We start from the raw sequence: 21,475 nt of genomic DNA on the forward strand, positions 1-21,475 counted from the left end.
AGGGAGCGGACCGGTGGAACGGACGGACCTGCGGGCGGCCACCCGGGCGGCGGTGCGGCCGGCTACCCCGCGCCAGCGGGCCGCGCGCGCCGCCAGCAACGGTGGCGAGCCGACGTTGGAGTTCGCCGGGCGGGTCCCGTACGACGCGTACGTGCAGGCCAGCACGCTGCACCGGTTGCAGACGCCGCTGAGCGACGACCCGGGTGAGATGTCGTTTCTCATGGTCAGCCAGATCATGGAGTTGTACTTCGGGCTGACCTGCCACGAGCTGCGCGAGGCCCAGCGCCTCCTGCGGGCCGACCGGATCTGGGACGCCCTGGCGCCGCTGCGCCGCGCCGCGCTGCACCTGGAGGGCCTGAACGCGGCCTGGCACGGGCTCCGCTGGATGACCCCGGCCGACTTCAACCGGTTCCGCAACCTGCTCGGGGAGGGCTCCGGCTTCCAGTCGGCGATGTACCGCCACCTGGAGTTCCTGCTCGGGCTCCGCGACGAGGCGCTGATCCGGCCGTTCCGCCGCCAGACCGAGGTGTACGCCGAGCTGCGCGCCGCCCTGGCGGCCCCGAGCCTCTGGGACGACGTGGTCGCCCTGCTCGCCCGGCACGGCCACGACCTGCCCGCCGAGCTGCTCGACCGGGACGTCACCGGCGAGCACCAGCCGCACCCCGCCGTCGAGGCGGCCTGGGTGCGGATCTACGACGAGCAGGCCGGCCCGGACAACCACCTCCGCCTGCTCGGCGAGGCGCTGACCGAGGTGGCCGAGCAGTTCGGCGACTGGCGGTGGAACCACATCAAGGCCGTCCAGCGCACGATGGGTGCCAAGGTCGGCAGCGGCGGTTCGGCCGGCCTGGCGTGGCTTCAGCGCAGCATGGCCCGGGTGGTCTTCCCGGAGCTGTGGTCGGCCCGGACCGCGATGTGACCGAAGGACGAGACACCCCGTGACGACCACCGAAGACGAGGCCCTCCGCCTCGACGCCGACGACCCCGGTCACCGGCACCTGTTCCACGTCCCGCCCGCGGACGGCGGCCGCTACCCGGAGGCCGCGTACCTGGCCGGCAATTCGCTCGGCCTGCAGCCCCGGGCCACCCGGGACGAGCTCCTCGGCGACCTGGACGCCTGGCGGCGGCTGGGCGTGGAGGGGCACCTGGAGGCCGAGCGGCCCTGGCTGCCGTACCACGAGCTGTTGACGGGGCCCGCCGCGCGACTGGTCGGCGCCCGGCCCGCGGAGGTCGTGGTGATGAACTCCCTCACCGTCAACCTCCACCTGCTGATGGTCAGCTTCTACCGGCCAGCCGGGACCCGCACCCGCGTCGTCATCGAGGACAGCGCCTTCCCGTCGGACAGCTACGCCGTCCGTAGCCAGGCCCGCTTCCACGGCCTCGACCCGGACACGACGGTCGTGCGGCTGCGCCCGCGTCCCGGCGAGGACACCCTGCGCACCGCCGACGTGCTCGACTTCCTCGCGACCGAGGGCGACACCGTCGCGCTCGTGCTGCTCGGCGGCGTCAACTACCTGACCGGCGAACTGATGGACATCCCGGCGATCACCGCGGCCGGCCGGGCGGCCGGCGCCGTCGTCGGGTGGGACCTGGCGCACGCCGCCGGCAACGTGCCGCTGCACCTGCACGACTGGGACGTGGACTTCGCGGCCTGGTGCTCGTACAAGTACCTGAACTCCGGGCCGGGCGCGCTGTCCGGCGTGTTCGTGCACGGGCGCCACCTCGGCGACCCGGCGCTGCCCCGCTTCGAGGGCTGGTGGAGCACCGAGGCGGCGACCCGTTTCGAGATGACGCCGGTCTCCCGGCCGCCGGCCACCGTGGAGGCCTGGCAGGTGTCCAACCCGCCGATCTTCGCCATGGGCCCGGTACGCACCTCGCTGGAACTCTTCGACGCGGTCGGCATGCCGGCGCTGCGGGAGCGCAGCGTGCGGCTGACCGGCTACCTGGAGCGGCTGCTGGACGAGGTGACCCCCGGCCGGCCGCTGACCGTGGTCACCCCGCGCGACCCGGCCCGGCGCGGCGCCCAGCTCTCGGTGCGGATCGGCACCGGCAGCGCCGCCGGGCTGGCCAAGCGGCTGCGGCACGAGCACGGGGTGATCGCCGACGCCCGGGAGCCGGACATCGTCCGGTTCGCCCCGGTGCCGCTCTACTGCTCGTACCACGACTGCTGGCGGGTGGCCGAGGCGCTGGCCGCGACGGTGGAGGTCTCCTCATGACCCTCGAACGGGACGAGATCGCCGTCGTCGGCGCCGGGCTCGCCGGCTGTCTGCTCGCCTGTTTCCTGGCGCGGCGCGGCTACCGGGTCGCCCTCTACGAGCGCCGGCCGGACCCGCGCACCGGGAAGGTCGAGCGGGGCCGGTCGATCAACCTGGCGCTGTCCGAGCGCGGGCTGGACGCGCTGCGCCGTATCGGGTTGGACACCCAGGTGATGGCCGACGCGCTGCCGATGCGCGGCCGGATGATCCACCCGGTGGCGGGGGAGCCGCAGTTCCAGTCGTACAGCGCGGCCGGCGACCGGGCGATCAACTCGATCAGCCGGGGCGCGCTGAACAACGCCCTGCTGGACGCCGCCACCGCGCTGCCCGGCGTGCGGGTCGCCTTCGACCACCGGCTGGTCGGCCTCGACCCGGCCACCGGTGAGATGACCTTCGAGACGCCGCAGGGGAAGGTCACGGCCACCGCGCCGGTCGTGCTCGGCGCCGACGGCGCCGGCTCCGCCGTACGCGGTCAGCTCCTCGGGCACGGGCTGCTGCGCGAGAGCGTGGACTTCCTCGACTACGGCTACAAGGAACTGACCATCCCGCCGCTCGGCGGGGACTTCGCGCTCGACCCGGAGGCGCTGCACATCTGGCCGCGGGGCACGTCGATGATGATCGCCCTGCCCAACCCGGACCGCTCCTTCACCTGCACGCTCTTCTGGCCCACCCACGGCACGGCGAGCTTCGCGTCGCTGGGCAGCCCGGCGGCCATCGAGCGGCACTTCGCGCAGCACTACCCGGACCTGCTGCCGCTCGCGCCGAACCTGGTCGACGACTACCAGCACAACCCGGTCGGGGTGCTCGGCACGGTCCGCTGCGACCCGTGGCAGGTGACCGGGCGGGTCGGCCTGCTCGGCGACGCGGCGCACGCCATCGTGCCGTTCTACGGCCAGGGCGCGAACTGCGCGTTCGAGGACGTGGTGGAGCTGGACCGCTGCCTCGACGAGTGCGCCGACGACTGGTCCGCCGCGCTGCCGCTGTTCCAGCGGCGCCGGCAGGACAACGCGGAGGCGATCGCCCAGATGGCCCTGGCCAACTTCGTGGAGATGCGCGACAAGGTCGCCTCGCCGCTGTTCCAGTTCGGCCGCCGGGTGGAACACGCACTGGAGCGGGCCCTGCCCGGCCGGTACGTTTCCCGGTACGAGCTGGTGTCCTTCTCGACCACCCCGTACGCGGAGGTGCGCCGCCGGGTCCGTTGGCGGCACCGGATGCTCGGTGCCGCCGGCGTGGGGGCGGCGCTGCTGCTGGCCGGGGCGGTCGGGTCAGTGCTGCGCCGAGGGAGGCGTCGATGACCGGGTGGGACCCGCGACTGATGGCCGGGCACGCGCCGGACGGGCCGGCTCTGCTGCGCAACTTCGTCGCCGGTGAGTTCGTCGACGTCGGCCGTCGCTTCACGAAGCGCAGCCCGGTGACCGGCGAGCCGGTGTTCGAGGTCGTCGAGGCGGACGGCTCGACCGTGGACGACGCGGTCTCCGCCGCGCGGGCGGCGCTGCGGGGCCCGTGGGGCCGGATGGGTGAGCGGGAACGCGCCGAGGTGCTGCGCCGGGTCGCCGACGAGCTGGAACGCCGCTTCGACGACCTGGTGACCGCCGAGGTGGCGGACACCGGCAAGGCCATCTCGCAGGCCCGGACGCTGGACATCCCGCGCGGCGCGGCGAACTTCCGCGCCTTCGCCGAGATCGTCGCCACCGCGCCCACGGAGTCGTTCACCACGGTCACCCCGACCGGCGGTCGGGCGCTCAACTACGCCGTCCGCAAGCCGGTCGGCGTGGTCGCGGTGATCGTGCCGTGGAACCTGCCGCTGCTGCTGCTCACCTGGAAGGTGGCGCCGGCGCTGGCCTGCGGCAACGCGGTCGTCGTGAAGCCCAGCGAGGAGACGCCGGCCTCGGCGACCCTGCTCGCCGAGGTGATGGCCGCCGCCGGTGTGCCGGAGGGCGTGTTCAACCTGGTGCACGGGTTCGGGCCGGGGTCGGCGGGGGAGTTCCTCACCCGGCACCCGGGCGTGGACGCGATCACCTTCACCGGCGAGTCGGCCACCGGCGGGGCCATCATGCGCGCCGCCGCCGACGGGGTGAAGGCGGTCTCCTTCGAGCTCGGCGGCAAGAACGCGGGGCTGGTCTTCGCCGACGCCGACCTGGACGCGGCGGTGGCCGGGTCGGTGCGGTCCAGCTTCACCAACGGCGGGCAGGTCTGCCTCTGCACCGAGCGCATCTACGTGCAGCGCCCGGTCTTCGAGGAGTTCACGGCCCGGCTGGCGAAGCGGGCCGCCGAGCTGCCGTACGGGTGGCCGGCCGACGAGGCGACGGTGAACATGCCGCTGATCTCGCACACCCATCGGGAGAAGGTGCTCGGGCACTACGAGCTGGCCCGTGCCGAGGGTGCCGACGTGCTCGCCGGGGGCGGCACGCCGCGCTTCGGTGACGCCCGCGACGGTGGGGCGTACGTGCAGCCGACCGTGCTCGCCGGGCTCGGGCCGGACGCGCGGACCAACCGCGAGGAGATCTTCGGCCCGGTCGTGCATGTCGCGCCCTTCGACGACGAGGACGAGGCGTACGCCCTGGCGAACGGCACCGAGTACGGCCTGGCGGCGGCCGTCTGGACCCGCGACGTGGGCCGGGCCCACCGGGCCGGCGCCCGGCTCGACGCCGGCATCGTCTGGGTCAACACCTGGTTCCTGCGTGACCTGCGCACCCCGTTCGGCGGCGTGAAGGCCTCCGGCATCGGCCGCGAGGGCGGCGTCCACTCGCTGGACTTCTACTCCGAACTCACCAACGTCTGCGTGGATCTCTCATGAGCGTTGACTACGAACTCGCGGCGCGCGAGCTGACCGAGGCCCGGGAGAGCGGCAAGCCCTGCCCGCCGCTGCGCGGGCGGCTGCTCCCGGAGGGGGACGTCACCTCCGCGTACCTCGTGCAGCAGTTGCAGGTGCGGGAGTGGCTGCGGCGCGGCTACCGACGGGTCGGCGCGAAGATCGGCCTGACCTCCCGGGCGGTGCAGGAGAGCTTCGGCGTCTACCAGCCGGACTTCGGCGTGCTGACCGAGGAGATGGCGGTGCCGGACGGCGTCGAGGTGGCGTTCGACCGGCTGCTCCAGCCCCGGGTGGAGGCCGAGATCGCCTTCGTGCTCGGCGCGGACCTGCCCGACGAGCGGATCACCACCGCCGACCTGACCCGGGCCGTGGACCACCTGCTGCCGGCCATCGAGATCGTCGACTCCCGGATCGCGGGCTGGGACATCTCCATCGTGGACACCGTCGCGGACAACGCGTCCAGCGGACTGTTCGTGCTGGGCACGACGCCCCGCCGGCTCGCCGACGTCGACCTGCGGCTCGCCGGGATGGTCCTGGAACACGCCGGGGAGCCGGTCTCGGTGGGCGCCGGGGCGGCCTGCCTCGGCAACCCGCTGCACGCGCTGGCGTGGCTGGCGCAGACCCTCGCCCGCTCCGGCGACCCGCTGCGCGCCGGCGACGTGGTGCTCTCCGGTGCGCTCGGCCCGATGGTGCCGGTGACGCCCGGCGCGGCGTACGAGGCCCGGATCTCCGGCCTGGGCTCGGTGCGGACCTGTTTCTCGAAGGGTGGTGGCCAGTGAGCACGGGTGTGGCGGTGATCGGATCCGGCAACATCGGCACCGATCTGATGATCAAGGTGCTGCGGCTCAGCGACACCCTGCGGATGGTCGCGATGGCCGGCATCGACCCGGCGTCGGACGGGCTGGCCCGGGCTCGCCGCCTCGGCGTCGCCACCACCGCCGAGGGCGTGGACGGGCTCGTCGCGATGCCCGAGTTCGCCGACGTGGAGCTGGTCTTCGACGCCACCTCGGCCGGCGCGCACCGGCACAACGACGCGGTGCTGCGCGCCCACGGCCGGACCGTGGTCGACCTGACCCCGGCGGCCATCGGCCCGTACGTGGTGCCGCCGGTCAACCTCGACGAGCACCTGCACGAGACCAACGTCAACATGGTCACCTGCGGCGGGCAGGCGACGGTGCCGATCGTCGCGGCCGTCGGCCGGGTCACCCCGGTCGCGTACGGGGAGATCGTCGCCTCGATCGCCTCGAAGTCGGCGGGCCCGGGCACCCGGGCCAACATCGACGAGTTCACCGAGACCACCGCGCGGGCCATCGAGGTGGTCGGCGGCGCCGAGCGCGGCAAGGCGATCATCGTGCTGAACCCGGCCGACCCGCCGCTGCTGATGCGCGACACGGTCTACTGCCTCTGCCCCGACGCCGACGCCGACCGGGCCGCGATCGCCGCCTCGGTGGCGGCCATGGTGGCGAGCGTGCAGGACTACGTCCCCGGCTACCGGCTCAAGCAGGACGTGCAGTTCGACCGGGTCGACACGTACGTGCCGTCGCTCGGCCGGCACCTGACCGGGTTGCAGGTCTCGGTCTTCCTGGAGGTCTCCGGCGCCGGGCACTACCTGCCCGCGTACGCCGGGAACCTGGACATCATGACCTCGGCCGCGCTGCGCACCGCGGAGCGCCTGGTCGCCCTGCGTTCGGCGGTGACGGCATGACGGATCTGTACATCCAGGACGTGACGCTGCGGGACGGCATGCACGCCATCGCGCACCGGTACACGGTGGACCAGGTGCGGACGATCGCCGCCGCCCTGGACGCCGCCGGGGTGGCCGCCATCGAGGTGGCGCACGGTGACGGGCTCGCCGGGTCCAGCGTCAACTACGGGCACGGTGCGGCCGGCGACGCCGACTGGATCGCGGCGGCGGCCGAGGTGCTGACGACGGCGAGGCTCACGACGCTGCTGCTGCCGGGCATCGGCACCATCGCGGACCTGAAGGCCGCGAAGGCGCTCGGCGTGACCAGCGTGCGGATCGCCACCCACTGCACCGAGGCCGACATCTCCGCCCAGCACATCTCCTGGGCCCGCGAGAACGACATGGACGTCTCCGGCTTCCTCATGATGTCCCACATGAACGACCCGGCCGGGCTGGCCGCGCAGGCCAAGCTCATGGAGTCGTACGGGGCGCACTGCGTCTACGTCACCGACTCCGGCGGGCGGCTGCTGATGACCGACGTGGCCGAGCGGGTCGACGCGTACCGGCAGGTCCTGGAACCGGAGACGCAGATCGGTATCCACGCCCACCACAACCTGTCCCTCGGGGTGGCCAACAGCGTCGTCGCCGTCGAGCACGGTCGCGTCCTCGGCTCCACGCCGGCCGGTCCGGACGCCGCGCACGGGCGGACCGTGCGGGTGGACGCCTCGCTGGCCGGCATGGGCGCCGGCGCCGGCAACGCGCCGCTGGAGGTGTTCGTCGCGGTCGCCGAACTGCACGGCTGGAAGCACGGCTGCGACGTGTTCGCGCTGATGGACGCCGCCGAGGATCTGGTCCGCCCGTTGCAGGACCGGCCGGTGCGGGTCGACCGCGAGACCCTCTCCCTGGGGTACGCGGGCGTCTACTCCAGCTTCCTGCGGCACGCCGAGCGGGCCTCGGCGAAGTACGGCGTGGACGTCCGCTCGATCCTGGTCGAGCTGGGCCGCCGCCGGATGGTCGGCGGCCAGGAGGACATGATCGTGGACGTGGCGCTGGACCTCGCCGGCAAGGAGGAAGCGTGATCGGGCCGGACATCACCGGGATCGCCGGGAAGTTGGGCGCGGCGGCCGACACCGTCACCGCGATCCCGCAGCTCGCCGCCGAGACCGGGCTCGACGTCGACACCGCGTACGCGGTGCAGACCGCCCTGCTCCAGCGCCGGCTCGACCGGGGCGAGCGGCTCGTCGGCCTCAAGATGGGGCTGACCAGCAAGGCGAAGATGGCCCAGGTCGGTGTGGACGAGGTGATCTGGGGCCGGCTGACCGACGTGATGCTGGTCCCGGACGGCGGCACCGTCTCGGTCGGCGACTTCATCCACCCCCGGGTCGAGCCGGAGGTGGCGTTCCTGCTGGACCGGCTGCCCGAGCCGGGCGAGCCGATCGCCGACTTCGCCGACGCGGTCCGGGCGGTCGCCCCGGCGATCGAGCTGATCGACTCCCGGTACGCGAACTTCACCTTCTCCCTGCCCGACGTCATCGCCGACAACACCTCGGCCGGCGCGTTCGTGGTCGGGCCGTGGTGCCCGGTGCCGGACGGCCTCGACAACCTCGGCGTGCTGCTGGAGATCGACGGACGGATCGCCCAGGTGGGCTCGACCGCCGCGATCCTCGGCGACCCGCGTCGCGCGCTGGACGAGGGCATCCGCCTCGCCGGCCGGCACGGCGTGCGGCTGCACCAGGGCTGGATCTTCCTGGCGGGCGCCGCGACGGCGGCCGTCCCGCTGCGGCCCGGCGCGCACGTCCGTGCCGTCGTGGAAAAGCTCGGCACCGCGTCACTGAAGGCGGCGGCGTGAGCACCGAATCGCGTACCCCGACCGCCCGGGTGGTGGCCGGCAAGGCCGTGCCCCGCGGGGCGTTCCCGCACGTCAAGGTCGCCGGCGGGTTCGTCTTCGTCTCCGGTACGTCCTCCCGCCGGCCGGACAACACGTTCGCCGGTGTCGAGGTGGACGAGTTCGGCACGACCAACCTGGACATCCGGGTGCAGACGCGGGCGGTCGTCGAGAACATCCGCGACCTGCTGCGGTCGGTCGGCGCGGACCTCGCCGACCTCGTGCAGGTCACGTCCTACCTGGTGAACATGAACGACTTCGGTGGCTACAACGAGGTGTGGGCCGAGTTCTTCGACGCGACCGGGCCCACCCGGACCACGGTGGCCGTCCACCAGTTGCCGCACCCGCACCTGCTGATCGAGATGCAAGCCGTCGCCCTGCTCCCCCAAGGAGGTCAGTCGTGAGTGAGATCGCCGAGCCGTTCAGCTTCCCCGGGTGGATCGCGGAGAACCAGCACCTGCTGAAGCCGCCGGTGGGCAACAAGGAGATGCTGCCCGGCAGCGACGACTTCATCGTCATGGTGGTGGGCGGCCCGAACCAGCGCACCGACTTCCACGTCGACCCGTACGAGGAGTTCTTCTACCAGGTCAAGGGCAACATGCACGTCAACCTGATGCTCCCCGAGGGGCCGCGGACGGTGCACATCCGCGAGGGTCAGATGTGGATGCTGCCGCGCAACACCCCGCACTCGCCGCAGCGCCCGGAGGCCGGCTCGATCGGGATGGTCATCGAGCGGGTGCGTGAGGAGGGGACGCTGGAGAAGTTCCAGTGGTACTGCCCGTCGTGCCACGCCAAGGTCCACGAGGTGGAGCTCCAGGTCCGCGACATCGCCGCCGACCTGCCCCCGGTGTTCCAGGCGTTCTACGCCGACGAGAAGGCGCGCACCTGCGACAACTGCGGCGCGCTGCACCCGGGCAAGGGCTGATGCCCGGACCTGTCGTCGACGTGCACACGCACGTCGTACCGAAGGGGTGGCCGGACCTCGGCGTCGCGTGCGGCGGGTCCGGCTGGCCCTGGTTGCGGGTCGACTCCGAACGCGCGGCCATGATCATGGTCGGTGAGACGGAGTTCCGGCCGGTCGGCGCCGAGTGCTGGGACGCCGACACCCGGCTGGCCGACATGGCCGCCGATGGTGTCGACGTCCAGGTGGTGTCGCCGACGCCGGTCTTCTTCTCCTACGACCGCCCCGCCGACCAGGCGGTCAAGGTCGCCCGGATCTTCAACGACCTGACGCTGGAGGTCACCGCCGCCGGCGGCGGGCGGCTGGTGCCGTTCTGCCAGGTGCCGTTGCAGGACCCGGAGGCCGCCTGCGCCGAGGTGGACCGGTGCCTCGCCGCCGGGCACGCCGGCGTGGAGATCGGCAACCACGTCGGCGACCGCGACCTGGACGACGGCGGGATCGTCGAGTTCCTGACCCACTGCGCCGAGGTGGGCGCGCCGGTCTTCGTCCATCCGTGGGACATGCCGGGCGGGCCGCGGCTGGACCGCTGGATGGCCCGCTGGCTCACCGGGATGCCCGCCGAGACCCACCTGTCGGTCCTCGCGATGATCCTCGGCGGGGTCTTCGACAAGGTGCCGGAGACGCTGCGGATCTGCTTCGCGCACGGTGGCGGCAGCTTCCCGTTCTGGCTGGGCCGCGCCGACAACGCCTGGCACCGGCGCGGCGACCTGGTCCGCGGCGCCTCGGCCGCGCCGCCCAGCGCGTACGTCGACCGGTTCTCCGTCGACTCGGTGGTGTTCGAGCCGGCGGCGCTGCGGCTGCTCGTCGACACGATGGGGGTCGACCGGGTGCTGGTGGGCAGCGACTACCCGTACCCGCTGGGGGAGCGGCCGGTCGGCGCGGTCGTGCACCGGTCCGACTTCCTCACCGCCGACCAGCGCGACAAGCTGCTCGGTGGCAACGCGCTGCGCTTCCTGCACGGTTGAGACCGCGGCGGCCGGCGCCCGCGTCCGCGGCTGTGGGCGCGCCGGTGATGCCTGTCACCGCCGGCCGCTCGCGTCCGCGGTTCGCCGGTGTCGGCGTGACCAGCCGTAGCGCTTCGGCGCGTGACGAGTGCGTCCGGGTCGGCCGCCGGGCAGGATGAGGTCATGGCCGAGCCGCACGACCTGACCGCGCTGGAGCAGGCCGCCGCGATCGCGAGCGGCGAGCTGACCAGCCGGCAGGTGGTCGAGCACCACCTCACCCGGGTGGCCGCGCTCGGCGACACCGTCGGCGCGTTCGTCACGGTCACCCCGGACGCGGCGCTCGCCGCCGCCGACGCGGCCGACGCGGTCCCGGCCGAGGCACGGGGGCCGCTGCACGGGGTGCCGACCGCGATCAAGGACCTGACGCTCACCGCGGGCGTCCGCACCACCTTCGGCTCGGCCGCCTTCGTCGACTTCATCCCGCCGGTCGACGCGGACGTGGTCCAGTTCATGCGCGCCGCCGGCCTGGTCAGCCTCGGCAAGACCACCACCTCCGAGCTGGGCTGCTCCCTCTACTCCGAGGGCCTGGTCGCGCCGCCGGCGCGCAACCCGTGGAACCTCGCGTACACGGCGGGCGGTTCCAGCGGCGGCGCGGCGGCCGCGGTGGCGGCCGGGCTGGTGCCGGTGGCGCAGGGCTCCGACGGCGGCGGTTCGCTGCGCATCCCCGCGTCGCTGTGCGGGCTGGTGGGCTACAAGCCCAGCCGCGGGCTGGTCTCCGGCGGGCCGATCGGCTTCGGGGCGTACGGCCTGCCGACCAGCGGCCCGATCGGGCGGACGGTCGCCGATGTCGCCGCGCTACTCGACGTCCTGGCGCAGCCGGTGGCGGGGGAGCCCTACCTGGCGCCGCTTCCGCCCGCCGGCGGGTGGCTCGCCGCCGCTCGCGCCGCCGAGCCGGGACGGCTGCGGATCGGGCGCTTCACCACCCCGATGCTCGCCGAGGAGCCGGTGCACCCCGACTGCGTCGCCGCCGTGGACCGGGCCGCCGCCCTGCTCACCGCCGCCGGCCACGAGGTGGTCGAGGTGCTGCCGCCGCTCACCCCGGCGGCGTGGCCGCTGTTCGAGATCGTCTGGTACGTGCTGGCGCTCGCCCCGGTGCCGCCCGAGCGGGAGAGCGAGCTGCTGCCGCTGACCCGGCTGCTGCGGGAGCGGGGCGCGGCGATCTCCGCCGCCACCCTCACCGCCACCCTCGGCGAGCTCCAGGCCCAGGTCCGCCTCGGCGTGCGCCGCACCGCCGGCTGCGACCTGCTGCTCTGCCCCACCCTCGCGGCACCGCAGGCGTCGGTCGGCTGGTTCAGCGAGGGGCGCGACCCGGCGGAGGACTTCGACCGGCAACGGCGGTTCTCGCCGTACTGCGCCATCTTCAACGTGACGGGCGATCCGTCCGTGTCGCTGCCGGTCGGCGTCACCGCTGACGGGTTGCCCGTCGGGGTGCTGCTCAGCGGCCGGTACGGCGACGACGCACGGCTCCTCGCCACCGCTGCGCAACTGGAGCACTACGGTGGCGGGTGGGACCGCCACCCCGCAATCTGGCGTGCCGTCGGCTCCGCTAACGTGAATACCACAAGCGGAGTCGGGGAATCGTCTGCTTGATCGTCGACCCGACCCGGATTTCCTGGTCTCTCTTTCGCCTGGGGGCGTTGGGATTGTCTGTAACCGAGACGTTGCTGGTCTTCGTCGGCATCCCGGCGGCCGCGGTGCTGGTGATCGCCGGTCTGGCGTACGCCGGCAACCGCGCCGGCGGTGGTGGCGGCGGCGGGAAGCGCTACCGGCCGGGCCGGCCCTTCGACTTCACTCCGGTCTGGTTCCTGAGCCGCCCGGAGGAGCTGGCCGACTCGGCCGGCACGGCGCTGGCCGCGGGTGCGCAGGCCCCCGCGCTGACCGGCCGCAAGCAGGAGAAGGCCGGCATCGAGGCGCCGGCCGGTGGAACCGGAGGCGCAAGTGACCGTTGGTGAGATGCAGCCACAGTCCGCGACGGGGAACCCGCCGGACGTCCTGGACGGGCCGTTCTCAACCCGTCAGCTGCTGCGCATCGACGAGGCGCTGCGCCTGGCCGACCAGGGCACGGGTCTGGTCTTCTCGGTCTTCGTCGGTGGCCTCGACGAGCCGATCCGGGAGCACGCCGAGCGGCTGCACCGCCAGCTCGCCGAGCCCGACCGGTCCGTGCTGATCGCGGTCTCCCCCAACCAGCGGAAGCTGGAGATCGTCACCGGGAAGAAGGCGCGCAAGCGCATCCCCGACACGTACGCGAAGCTCGCCGCGCTCTCCATGGTCGCGGCCTTCGGCGGCGGCGACCTGACCGGCGGCATCATCACCGGCCTCGACCAGCTCGCCAGCCACGCCGGCAAGGGCTGAGCGACCCCACCGTACGACGAAGCCCGGTCCACGCTCTGCGTGGACCGGGCTTCGTCGTGTGCCTCTGCCTCAGGCGCTCTGCGCGTCCTTGGCGCGGGCCTTCAACGCCCGCACCACGCCGTCGCGGCCCTCGGCGACCAGCCGCCGCAGCGGCGCCGGGTGGCCCTCGCCGGCCAGCCAGGCGTCGGTCGCCGCGACGGTGTCATCCTCGACCAGGTACGCCGGGTACGCGAGCTGCGCGAACTCCTGCGCGGGCTCGCTGTCCCGGCTGGCCCAGACCTGCGCGACGGTGGCGAAGTACCGCTCCCGGTAGGGCCGGACCAACTCCACCTGGGCCGGGTGGGCGAAGCCCTGCAGCAGCGCCCGGTGCCGCCAGTTCGGCAGCGGCTCCGGGCTGGTCAGCTGCGCCCACACGGCCGCCTTGTTCTCCGGGGTCGGCACGAGCGCGTGCGCGTACGCGGCCTCCCGCTCGCCGCTCGCGGTGCGGTCGGAGGCCAGCTCCGCCTCGACGTCGGCCGGGCCGGCCGCGCCGTTGGCCACCAGCGCGGCGAGCACCGTCCAGCGCAGCTCGGTGTCGACCGTCAGGCCGGTCGGCACGCCGGCGCCGTCCAGCCAGCCGCGCAGCGTCGCCAGGTCCTCCGACGACCGGGCGGCCGAGGCGTACGCGCGGGCCCAGGCGAGCTGGAAGCCGCTGCCCGGCTCGGCGGCGGCGAGGGTGGTCTTCGCGGTCCGGGCCAGCTCCGCCCAGCCGATCGGCGCCCAGGCCGGGTCGGCGTAGAAGGTGAGAGCGGTGGTGGCCTGGCGCAGGGTGGCCGTGACCAGGTTGATGTCCGTCTCGGCGGGCAGGCCGGCGAGCGCCAGCGCCACGTAGTCGCGGGCGGCCAGCTCCGCGTCGCGGATCATGTCCCAGGCCGCGGTCCAGCAGAGCGCCCGGGCGAGCGACGACTCGAAACCGGCGATGTGCTGCACGACGGTCGCCATCGACCGTTCGTCCAGCCGCAGCTTCGCGTACGTGAGGTCGTCGTCGTTGAGCAGCAGCACGTCCGCCGCGCGGACCCCGGCCAGCTCGGTCAGCTCGGTCGCCTCGCCGGTGACGTCCACCTCGACGCGCTCGCGGCGGACCAGCCGGCCGTCGGTGAGGTCGTACAGGCCCACGCCGATGCGGTGCGTCCGAAGGGTCGGGTGGCCGGCCGGCGCCTCCTGGCGGACCACGATCCGCTCGTAGGTGCCGTCGGCGCCGATCGTCACCTCCGGGCGCAGCGTGTTGACCTGCGCGGTCTCCAGCCACTGTGCGGCGAACTTGCGCAGCTCCCGGCCGGAGGCCGCCTCCAGCTCGGACAGCAGGTCGTCGAAGGTGGCGTTGCCCCAGGCGTGCTTGCCGAAGTACGACCGCAGGCCGGCCAGGAACGGCTCCTCGCCGACGTACGCGACGAGCTGCTTGAGCACGCTCGCGCCCTTGGCGTACGTGATGCCGTCGAAGTTGACCTCGACCGCCTCCAGGTCCGGCATCTCCGTGTAGACGGGGTGGGTGGAGGAGAGCTGGTCCTGCCGGTAGCCCCAGTTCTTCCGGATGGAGAGGAAGGTCGTCCACGCGTCGGTGAACCGGGTGGCGTTGGTGTTGCACCAGTGGCTGGCCCACTCGGCGAACGACTCGTTGAGCCACAGGTCGTTCCACCAGCGCATGGTGACCAGGTCACCGAACCACATGTGCGCCATCTCGTGCAGGATCGTGTTGGCGCGCTGCTCGTACTCGAAGTCGGTGACCTGCGAGCGGAAGATGTAGTGCGACTCGGCGTGCGTGACGCAGCCGAAGTTCTCCATCGCGCCGGCGTTGAAGTCCGGCACCCAGAGCTGGTCGTACTTCGGCAGCGGGTAGCGCACGCCGAACTTCTCGTGGAAGAAGTCGAAGCCCTGCTTGGTGATGAGGAACAGGTCGTCGGAGTCCAGGTGCGGCGCCATCGAGGCTCGGCAGAAGACGCCGAGGTCGATGCCGTCGTGGCTGTCCCGCACCTCGTGGTACGGCCCGGCGCAGAGCGCGGTGATGTAGGTGCTCATCCGCGCCGACTCGACGAAGTGGATCGTCTTCAGCCCCTCACCAGCCGGCTCCTCACGGTCGACCGGCATGTTGGAGACGACCTTCCAGTGCGCCGGCACCGTGGCGTGCCACGTGTAGACGCTCTTCAGGTCGGGCTGGTCGAACGCGGCGAACACCCGCTGGGCGTCGGCCGTCTCGAACTGGCTGTACAGGTAGGTCTCACCGTCGACCGGGTCCACCGTGCGGTGCAGCCCCTGCCCGCTGTTCGAGTACGCGAAGTCCGCGTCGACGACGAGCGTGTTCTCCTCGGCCAGCCCGGGCAGGGTCAGGCCCTTCTCCGCCGACCAGCCGCTCAGGTCCAGCGCGGTGCCGTTCAGCGTCGCGGACCGCACCGAGTCGGCGGCCACCTCGATGAACGTGCTGGCACCCGGTTCGGTGCACCGGAACCGAATCTCGGTCGTCGACCGGAAGGTGCGACCATCGGCCTGCACGGCGGTCGACAGGTCCAGACTGATGTCGTACCCGGTCACGTCGAGCAGGCGGCCCCGCTCGGTGGCCTCCACCTGGGTCAGGTTGCGCACTCCCGGCACTGTTCGTCTCCATCTCTCGTCTCGCCGTACGTCGACCGCGGCGCCGTCCGGCGACCGTTCGTGACGGCCGCGCCGATCGAGTCTTGCACGCGCGCGAGCCCCACGGTGGGCCAGCTCACGCTCTCATTCCGGTGTCGGTGGCCGGACGCCGGGGTGAAGATCGGTGCAGGCGCCGAGGACCGGCGTCACCTGTCGTGAAGGGACCTCACCGTGAGCGAGCGTGTCACCGTCGACATGTGGTTCGACCCCATCTGCCCGTGGGCGTGGATCACGTCCCGCTGGCTGCTGGAGGTCGAGCGGGTCCGGGAAGTGGACATCCGCTTCCACGTGATGAGCCTGTCGGTGCTCAACGAGGGCCGGGACCTGCCCGAGCAGTACCAGGAGCTCATGCGCACCGGCTGGGGGCCGGTGCGGGTCTGCATCGCCGCCGAGCAGCGGTACGGCACCGCGTCGCTCCGGGACCTCTACACCGCGCTCGGCACGCGGATCCACCTCGGGCAGGAGAAGCTCTCCCCGGAGCTGTTCGCCGCCGCGCTGTCCGACGCCGGCCTGGACCCGGCGCTGGCCGAGGCCGCCGACGACGCCGGGTACGACGAGGCGTTGCGCGCCAGCCACGAAGCCGGCATGCGGCCGGTCGGCACCGACGTCGGCACCCCGGTCATCCACGCCCCGGGCCCGGACGGCTCCCCGGTCGCGTTCTTCGGCCCGGTCATCACCCCGGCCCCCAAGGGCGAGGCCGCCGGCCGGTTGTGGGACGGCGTGCTCCTGGTCGCCGGTACCCCCGGCTTCTACGAACTCAAGCGCTCCCGCGAACTCGGCCCCATCTTCGACTGACGTGGACAAGGAAGGGCCCCTTCTCAACGCCGCGCGTTGTCGAAGGGGCCCTTGTTAACGCCCGTCGAGCCGCCGTCACCCGCCCTCGGGCGGATTCGTTGGCCTCCATGTCCGCCGCATCGACCCGCAGGGGCCGCACCCCGCAGCTCGTGGAGGCATTCCTCATGGCCAAGCACCGTGCGTCCGGTGACGAACCGTCGATCCGCGAGGAGGCGAGCGACGACCCCGCGTACTGGTCGGTCGACGACTCCCGCTGGCCGGCGGTCCGTCCCGACCTCCCCACGCACATGGTGGACCTGCTCGCTCCGCCGATCGTCGTCGGCGTGGCCCGCGTACCGGCCACGTCCCGGCTGACCCCGCCCGGCGTCAAGCCGGCGGACCGTGCCCGCCCCGCCGTGGCTCCCCGCCGGCCGGTCACGCCGGTGGTGCCGGCCGGCCGGCACCGTCGGGCCCTCGACCACTGACAACCGCAGCGCCCGCAGCCCGTTCGCCTTTCACCTGGTGGGCGGGGAGTGGGTCCGGGACACGGCGACGGTCCGCACCGGTAGCGTCTTCGGACATGACGGTCGTCCATCCGATCGCCCGGGCCTGGATCACCACCGGCGGCACCGGCGCGCAGAACTACGACGAGTTCGCCGACGACGCGGAGATCACCGCGATCATCGAGGCGAACCCGCACAGTGCCCTCGGCATCGAGATGCCGCACCGGGCGCCGGAGAGCCTGGGGAAGTCGTTCCTGGACGCGCTGCCCGACGCGGTGGCGCGGCTCGCCGAGGCCAAGGCGGACGGCAGCTACACGCCCGCCGAGCAGGTGGTGGTCCTCTACCGGATCAGCGCTCCGGGCGAGGAGCCCGCGTACGGGCTGTTCGCGATGGTCGACACCGACCAGATCTCGACCCGGGCCGACGAGCCGGGCCTGGTGATCCGCAACGAGGACGTCTTCATCGCCAAGGTGCGGGAGCGGGTGGCCCTGGCCGACGCGCTGGGGCACCTGCTCTCGCCCGTACTCCTGCTCCAGACCGGGCGCGGCGACGAGCTGCACGCCGCGCTCGCGGCGGCGACCGACGCGGCCGGGGCGCCCGCCGCGACCGACACCGACCAGGCCGGGCGCACGCACGCCATCTGGCTGGTCGGCCCGGGCCGGCGGCAGGACGAGCTGACCGCCCTGGCCGGCGGTGGCGAGCTGGTCGTCGCCGACGGCAACCACCGCAGCCTCGCCGCCCAGACCGGCGGGCTGCCGCGCTTCCTGGCCGTGGTCACCACGCCGGCCTCGGTGGCCATCCAGCCGTACAACCGGCTGGTCAGCGAACTCACGACCAGCCCGGAGGAACTGCTCGACCGGTTGCGCGCCGCCGGTGCCGAGGTCACGCCGATCACCGGCCCGGTCGAGGTCCCGGCGGCCGGCGGCACCGTCCACCTCCGGCTCCCCGACTCGGGGTACGCGGTCCGCCTGCCCTACGTCGGCGCGGGCCGCCTGGAGAACCTGGACCACGCCCTGGTCGAGCGCCTGCTGCTGCGGGACGCGCTGGGGCTGGAGCCGGGGGACAAGCGGATCACCTACGTCGGCGGGGACTACCCGGCGAGCTGGCTGACCGGCGAGGTCGACGCCGGCCGCGCCGAGCTGGCCGTCCTCATCGCGCCGGTGACCGTCGACGACTTCGTCGCGGTGAACCTCGCCCGGGAGAAGATGCCGCGCAAGAGCACCTGGTTCACCCCGAAGGCGCGCGGCGGCCTGGTCGTCGCCGAGCTGGCACACTAGCGCGTCGCGCACTGAGCTGTGACGAATCCGCCTCCGTGCCGCCGCCCGCGCGCCGGCACGGAGGCGGGCCTGTCAGACTGCGCGTTATGCGCGTCTACCTGGGATCCGACCACGCCGGTTTCGAGCTGAAGGTGCACCTGGCCAACCACCTGGCCAAGCAGGGGTACGACGTGGTCGACGTCGGCCCGCACGCCTACGACCCGGACGACGACTACCCGGCGTTCTGCCTGCACACCGGTGACCGGGTGGTGGCCGACGCGGGGAGCCTCGGTGTCGTCATCGGCGGTTCGGGCAACGGCGAGCAGATCGCCGCCAACAAGATCACCGGGGTGCGGGCGGCGCTGGCCTGGAACATCGACACCGCGCAGCTCGCCCGCGAGCACAACGACGCCAACATCGTCGCGGTGGGCGCCCGGCAGCACACCCTCGACGAGGCGACCGCGATCGTGGAGGCGTTCCTGACCACCTCGTTCTCCGGCAACGAGCGCCACGCCCGCCGCATCGGGCAGGTGGCCGACTACGAGAACACCCGGACGCTGCCGCCCCTGCCCTGACCTGCGTCGGGCCCGGGGTCAGCGGCGGGGGAGGTCCTCCCGAGGCGTCCAGTTGCGGCGGACCAGCACCACCCGGGCCTCCGCCTCCGCCAGGTCCTGCTCGGTCGGGCGGGCGGCGTCCCGCGCGCGCATCGCCGCGGTCACGCTCACCTGCGACGACCCCGAGCCGACGAGGCCCCGCAGGCCGCGTTCCCCCTCCTCCGGGCCGCCGCGACGGGTGCGCGGCGGCCCGTCGCCGTCATGCACCCCGGACGTCGTCGCGCTCGGCCCCTCGGCGCCACCGTCGGCGTGGTGCCGGTGCCGGCGTCGCCGTCGTTCCACGTCACCCATCCGCCGACCGTACCGCGTAGGGCCGGTGTCGAAGTCCGTGGCCGGCCTGCGGCGGGCCCAGGCGACGACCGGCGGCGTTGGAGTTTCGTCCGGATACAACACCGGTATCCGGACGAAACTCCGCCTTGCCGGACGCCACCTGGACTCTGCCTCGGCTCGACCGAGGACCTCGACACCGGCCCTAGAACACCTCCATGCCGGCGGGGGCGAGGTGCCAGCCGAAGGCCGGCCCGGCCGTCGCCAGCGCACCGGGCCGCAGCTCGCGGACGCGGCCGGCCGTGGCGAGGGCGCCCACTGACCAGGCGCAGCAGCGGCTCGTCCAGCGCACCGGCGCGGTACGTGAGCCGCCGGGTCAGGTCGAGGGAGAGCAGCAGCCGCCACATCGCGACGTACGCCGCCGGACTGCCGGTGACCACCTCGTCGACGGTGGTGAGCCCGTTCGGGCCGGTGGCACCCCAGTCGCTCTTCGTGCGGAAGAGCGCGTACCCGTCCACCCCGTCCGGGCCCTCGTGCAGAACGGCCCGGCGCTCGGTGGCGCCGCCGCGATGGGCGGGCGGGTCGGCCAGCACGTAGTCCCACCACACCTCGCCCCGGCTGGACCGGCCGGGCCGGTCGGGACGTACCCCCTCGTACACCCGGGCCAGCTCGGCGCGGCAGTCGACCGCCCGAGCCAGGCGGAGCCGGCCCTCGGCGGACGCCGGGTCCGGCAGGCGCAGCTCCGTGGTCTCGGCCTCGACGATGAGGCGCTGCGCGGCCAGGCCGTAGCCGAAGCGCGGGTAGATCCGGCCCTCGCTCGCCACGAGCTCGGGGCCGTCCCGGACGAGCAGGGTGCGCTCCGGCTCCAGGAGGGTCTTCTCGACCGCCCACGACTCGGCGTCGAAGCCGCCGTGGAAGAGTGTTCCGAGAAGCTCGCCCAGCTCGTCGAACTCCTCTTCCCGGGCAATCGTGAAGCGCAGTGGGGGATTCGTCATGGTGCTCTGTCTAGTCGACCGGTGCGCGACCGACGACCGATTTGAGCGCTGGCTACCCTCGATACTCAGACGGGGCCCGCTGGTTCCCGTCGGTCCAGGGGAGGGGACGACATGGCCGACCAGACACAGCCGTGGGCCGAACGGACCGTCGAGGTGCCGCCGCAGCCGGGGGTCGGCGTGCCGCAGCAGCGGGACGCCTTCCGGCGGGGGGTGGCTCCGGTCGGGCGATCCGGGACGTCGCGCACCGAGCCGTTCCCGGTGGTCGAGGAGCCGACCGGCACCGGCTGGCCCGGCGCGGCGGCCCCGCGCCGCCCGATGAGCTGGCATATGGCCCAGCTGCGTCGCGGCGCCGAATGGAGCGCCGCCGGGGTGCTCTTCGCGTTCGTCTGCTGGGGGATCTGGGCGATCTCCGGCGGCGGCGACCTCGTCGCCCCGCTGCTGATCTTCGTGCTGAGCCTGCTCGTCGCGGCGGGCCTGTTCGCGCTCGCCCGGTTGGTCGGTCGGGTGGTGCTGGAGCAGCGCCTGGGCCGGGTACGGCGCAGCGCGCGCGGCGCGCACCTGGTGACGGCGGTCTTCCTGGCCGGCCTCGGCATCGCCTGGCTCCAGCAGACGGAGTGGGTCGTCTCGGCCTGGAACTGGATCACCAACAACTAGGGCCGGTGTCGAGGTCCCCGGTGTCGAACTCCTCGGTCGAGCCGAGGCGGCCGGCCCGCCGCAGGCCCGGCCCGGGACATTGACACAGGCCCTGGGCCGTGTTCCCGGGACGCCCGGGCGGGTCGGCGATCCGCCGCCCGCCCGCGCGTCCGTCGCGGGGTGCCGCGACCCCGTCGTCCTCCCACTAGGTCGGCGGGCGCATACCCGGCGTGACCCGGATCATCCCCGCCGGCGCGCCGCGGCGCGGTCGCCGGCCGTGCGGTGCCCGCCGGCGGTCGTCAGGGACCGCAGTCGGTCCGGGTGCCGCCGACCCGAGCCGTCAGTGCGTGCCGCCGTGCCCCTCGGCGTCGGCCTTCGGGGAGGCGACCCGCGCCGCCGGATCCTCGACGCCCGGCTCGCCGCCGTCCGGGGCGACCATGCCGTCGTACGCGTACCGGATCCCGTCGTCGTCCTGCTTCGTGCTGCGCACGTAGCGGTGCGTGATGCCGTCGATCTCCACCTCGACCAGGGCGTCGGTGGTGTCGAGGGTGCTGCCGTCCCGGGGGCCACCGATCAGGTGGGCTGTCGTGTTCGTGTCCATGCCGACGCGGTACCCGGGTCGCTCCGGTGCAAAACGGGCGCGTCGGACCGGGCGTCCGGTCGCCTTGAGCCAGCGTTGACCGGGGCTCGCGAGAATCGACCGCCGTAGGACGGAAGCGCGCACCCCGAGGAGTCCCGTTGACGTACGCACCCATGACCGGGCCGGTGGTCGCCGGTGGGCCGGCCGACCGCCCGGGGCGGCGGCTGTTCACGTCGGAG

Annotated in this window: 22 protein-coding genes and 1 pseudogene; 19 read left to right on the forward strand and 4 right to left on the reverse strand. The window is 73.4% G+C overall.

Annotated elements, in window-relative coordinates:
- Positions 1 to 13: 13 nt before the first annotated feature.
- From HCJ94_RS14340 to HCJ94_RS14405, 14 genes are all read left to right on the forward strand, one after another.
- Positions 14 to 916, forward strand: coding sequence for a tryptophan 2,3-dioxygenase (locus HCJ94_RS14340; protein ID WP_168001507.1), 903 nt, complete (start codon positions 14 to 16; stop codon positions 914 to 916).
- A 19-nt stretch (positions 917 to 935) separates the two neighbouring features.
- The gene (gene kynU, locus HCJ94_RS14345) at positions 936 to 2,213 is read left to right on the forward strand and encodes a kynureninase (protein ID WP_168001508.1); all 1,278 of its coding nucleotides are present in this window, start codon (positions 936 to 938) and stop codon (positions 2,211 to 2,213) included.
- On the forward strand, positions 2,210 to 3,547 hold the full coding sequence (locus HCJ94_RS14350; protein WP_168001509.1) for an FAD-dependent oxidoreductase: 1,338 nt from the start codon (positions 2,210 to 2,212) through the stop codon (positions 3,545 to 3,547). Before kynU ends, HCJ94_RS14350 begins: the two co-directional genes overlap by 4 nt.
- Positions 3,548 to 3,567: 20 nt before the next feature.
- A complete protein-coding gene (locus HCJ94_RS14355; RefSeq protein ID WP_168001539.1) occupies positions 3,568 to 5,049 on the forward strand; it encodes a 2-hydroxymuconic semialdehyde dehydrogenase in 1,482 nt (493 codons plus the stop codon).
- Positions 5,046 to 5,843: a 2-keto-4-pentenoate hydratase gene (locus tag HCJ94_RS14360; protein WP_168001510.1), complete on the forward strand. Its 798-nt coding sequence runs from the start codon at positions 5,046 to 5,048 to the stop codon at positions 5,841 to 5,843. The genes HCJ94_RS14355 and HCJ94_RS14360 overlap by 4 nt, the downstream gene beginning before the upstream one ends.
- Positions 5,840 to 6,769 carry an acetaldehyde dehydrogenase (acetylating) gene (locus HCJ94_RS14365; RefSeq protein WP_168001511.1) on the forward strand — a complete coding sequence of 310 codons (930 nt, stop codon included), beginning with the start codon at positions 5,840 to 5,842 and terminating at the stop codon, positions 6,767 to 6,769. Before HCJ94_RS14360 ends, HCJ94_RS14365 begins: the two co-directional genes overlap by 4 nt.
- Complete coding sequence (gene dmpG, locus HCJ94_RS14370) at positions 6,766 to 7,827, forward strand: 4-hydroxy-2-oxovalerate aldolase (protein ID WP_168001512.1); 1,062 nt, start codon at positions 6,766 to 6,768, stop codon at positions 7,825 to 7,827. Before HCJ94_RS14365 ends, dmpG begins: the two co-directional genes overlap by 4 nt.
- Complete coding sequence (locus HCJ94_RS14375; protein WP_168001513.1) at positions 7,824 to 8,597, forward strand: 2-keto-4-pentenoate hydratase; 774 nt, start codon at positions 7,824 to 7,826, stop codon at positions 8,595 to 8,597. The genes dmpG and HCJ94_RS14375 overlap by 4 nt, the downstream gene beginning before the upstream one ends.
- Positions 8,594 to 9,037 (forward strand): RidA family protein, encoded by a 444-nt coding sequence (locus HCJ94_RS14380; RefSeq protein ID WP_168001514.1) that lies wholly within the window; start codon positions 8,594 to 8,596, stop codon positions 9,035 to 9,037. The genes HCJ94_RS14375 and HCJ94_RS14380 overlap by 4 nt, the downstream gene beginning before the upstream one ends.
- Positions 9,034 to 9,558: a 3-hydroxyanthranilate 3,4-dioxygenase gene (locus tag HCJ94_RS14385; RefSeq protein WP_168001515.1), complete on the forward strand. Its 525-nt coding sequence runs from the start codon at positions 9,034 to 9,036 to the stop codon at positions 9,556 to 9,558. Before HCJ94_RS14380 ends, HCJ94_RS14385 begins: the two co-directional genes overlap by 4 nt.
- Complete coding sequence (locus HCJ94_RS14390; RefSeq protein ID WP_168001516.1) at positions 9,558 to 10,559, forward strand: amidohydrolase family protein; 1,002 nt, start codon at positions 9,558 to 9,560, stop codon at positions 10,557 to 10,559. The genes HCJ94_RS14385 and HCJ94_RS14390 overlap by 1 nt, the downstream gene beginning before the upstream one ends.
- Before the next feature lie 162 nt (positions 10,560 to 10,721).
- Positions 10,722 to 12,188 carry an amidase gene (locus HCJ94_RS14395; RefSeq protein WP_168001517.1) on the forward strand — a complete coding sequence of 489 codons (1,467 nt, stop codon included), beginning with the start codon at positions 10,722 to 10,724 and terminating at the stop codon, positions 12,186 to 12,188.
- A gap of 47 nt (positions 12,189 to 12,235) precedes the next feature.
- On the forward strand, positions 12,236 to 12,550 hold the full coding sequence (gene ctaJ / locus HCJ94_RS14400; protein ID WP_444939640.1) for an aa3-type cytochrome oxidase subunit CtaJ: 315 nt from the start codon (positions 12,236 to 12,238) through the stop codon (positions 12,548 to 12,550).
- The gene (locus HCJ94_RS14405; RefSeq protein ID WP_168001518.1) at positions 12,537 to 12,950 is read left to right on the forward strand and encodes a DUF5130 family protein; all 414 of its coding nucleotides are present in this window, start codon (positions 12,537 to 12,539) and stop codon (positions 12,948 to 12,950) included. Before ctaJ ends, HCJ94_RS14405 begins: the two co-directional genes overlap by 14 nt.
- A 69-nt stretch (positions 12,951 to 13,019) precedes the next feature.
- On the opposite strand, the gene pepN is transcribed toward HCJ94_RS14405, so the two are convergent.
- The gene (gene pepN / locus HCJ94_RS14410) at positions 13,020 to 15,566 is read right to left on the reverse strand and encodes an aminopeptidase N (protein ID WP_168001519.1); all 2,547 of its coding nucleotides are present in this window, start codon (positions 15,564 to 15,566) and stop codon (positions 13,020 to 13,022) included.
- 219 nt (positions 15,567 to 15,785) lie between these two features.
- Here pepN and HCJ94_RS14415 point away from each other — a divergent pair, with 219 nt between their 5' ends.
- From HCJ94_RS14415 to HCJ94_RS14430, 4 genes are all read left to right on the forward strand, one after another.
- Entirely contained in the window at positions 15,786 to 16,409 is a 624-nt protein-coding gene (locus tag HCJ94_RS14415) for a mycothiol-dependent nitroreductase Rv2466c family protein (RefSeq protein WP_168001520.1), read from the forward strand.
- Positions 16,410 to 16,516: 107 nt separating this feature from the next.
- The gene (locus tag HCJ94_RS14420) at positions 16,517 to 16,873 is read left to right on the forward strand and encodes a hypothetical protein (RefSeq protein ID WP_168001401.1); all 357 of its coding nucleotides are present in this window, start codon (positions 16,517 to 16,519) and stop codon (positions 16,871 to 16,873) included.
- Between the two features lie 95 nt (positions 16,874 to 16,968).
- Complete coding sequence (locus tag HCJ94_RS14425; protein WP_168001521.1) at positions 16,969 to 18,168, forward strand: DUF1015 family protein; 1,200 nt, start codon at positions 16,969 to 16,971, stop codon at positions 18,166 to 18,168.
- 86 nt (positions 18,169 to 18,254) lie between these two features.
- Positions 18,255 to 18,722 (forward strand): ribose-5-phosphate isomerase, encoded by a 468-nt coding sequence (locus tag HCJ94_RS14430; protein ID WP_168001522.1) that lies wholly within the window; start codon positions 18,255 to 18,257, stop codon positions 18,720 to 18,722.
- An 18-nt stretch (positions 18,723 to 18,740) separates the two neighbouring features.
- On the opposite strand, the gene HCJ94_RS14435 is transcribed toward HCJ94_RS14430, so the two are convergent.
- Both HCJ94_RS14435 and HCJ94_RS14440 read right to left on the reverse strand, forming a co-directional pair.
- Positions 18,741 to 19,052: a hypothetical protein gene (locus HCJ94_RS14435; RefSeq protein ID WP_168001523.1), complete on the reverse strand. Its 312-nt coding sequence runs from the start codon at positions 19,050 to 19,052 to the stop codon at positions 18,741 to 18,743.
- A gap of 181 nt (positions 19,053 to 19,233) precedes the next feature.
- Positions 19,234 to 20,023: pseudogene (locus HCJ94_RS14440) on the reverse strand (putative GNAT family N-acetyltransferase).
- Between the two features lie 111 nt (positions 20,024 to 20,134).
- Between HCJ94_RS14440 and HCJ94_RS14445 the strand changes: the two are divergent.
- Positions 20,135 to 20,677, forward strand: a complete 543-nt coding sequence (locus tag HCJ94_RS14445; protein ID WP_168001524.1) for a hypothetical protein — start codon at positions 20,135 to 20,137, stop codon at positions 20,675 to 20,677.
- 319 nt (positions 20,678 to 20,996) lie between these two features.
- Here the strand turns inward: HCJ94_RS14445 and HCJ94_RS14450 are convergent, their stop codons facing one another.
- On the reverse strand, positions 20,997 to 21,257 hold the full coding sequence (locus tag HCJ94_RS14450; protein WP_168001525.1) for a hypothetical protein: 261 nt from the start codon (positions 21,255 to 21,257) through the stop codon (positions 20,997 to 20,999).
- Positions 21,258 to 21,475 lie beyond the last annotated feature (218 nt).

The organism is Micromonospora thermarum, assembly GCF_012034245.1.
Taxonomy (GTDB): Bacteria; Actinomycetota; Actinomycetes; order Mycobacteriales; family Micromonosporaceae; genus Micromonospora; species Micromonospora thermarum.

Bases quoted from the DNA above. Each gene is read 5' to 3' on its own strand.
- HCJ94_RS14445 (WP_168001524.1), top strand. From the start codon at position 20,135: ATGGCCGACCAGACACAGCCGTGGGCCGAACGGACCGTCGAGGTGCCG.
- HCJ94_RS14430 (WP_168001522.1), top strand. From the start codon at position 18,255: ATGCGCGTCTACCTGGGATCCGACCACGCCGGTTTCGAGCTGAAGGTG.
- HCJ94_RS14395 (WP_168001517.1), top strand. From the start codon at position 10,722: ATGGCCGAGCCGCACGACCTGACCGCGCTGGAGCAGGCCGCCGCGATC.
- HCJ94_RS14390 (WP_168001516.1), top strand. From the start codon at position 9,558: ATGCCCGGACCTGTCGTCGACGTGCACACGCACGTCGTACCGAAGGGG.
- HCJ94_RS14435 (WP_168001523.1), bottom strand. From the start codon at position 19,052: ATGGGTGACGTGGAACGACGGCGACGCCGGCACCGGCACCACGCCGAC.
- dmpG (WP_168001512.1), top strand. From the start codon at position 6,766: ATGACGGATCTGTACATCCAGGACGTGACGCTGCGGGACGGCATGCAC.
- HCJ94_RS14425 (WP_168001521.1), top strand. From the start codon at position 16,969: ATGACGGTCGTCCATCCGATCGCCCGGGCCTGGATCACCACCGGCGGC.
- HCJ94_RS14355 (WP_168001539.1), top strand. From the start codon at position 3,568: ATGGCCGGGCACGCGCCGGACGGGCCGGCTCTGCTGCGCAACTTCGTC.
- HCJ94_RS14420 (WP_168001401.1), top strand. From the start codon at position 16,517: ATGTCCGCCGCATCGACCCGCAGGGGCCGCACCCCGCAGCTCGTGGAG.
- HCJ94_RS14450 (WP_168001525.1), bottom strand. From the start codon at position 21,257: ATGGACACGAACACGACAGCCCACCTGATCGGTGGCCCCCGGGACGGC.
- HCJ94_RS14350 (WP_168001509.1), top strand. From the start codon at position 2,210: ATGACCCTCGAACGGGACGAGATCGCCGTCGTCGGCGCCGGGCTCGCC.
- HCJ94_RS14360 (WP_168001510.1), top strand. From the start codon at position 5,046: ATGAGCGTTGACTACGAACTCGCGGCGCGCGAGCTGACCGAGGCCCGG.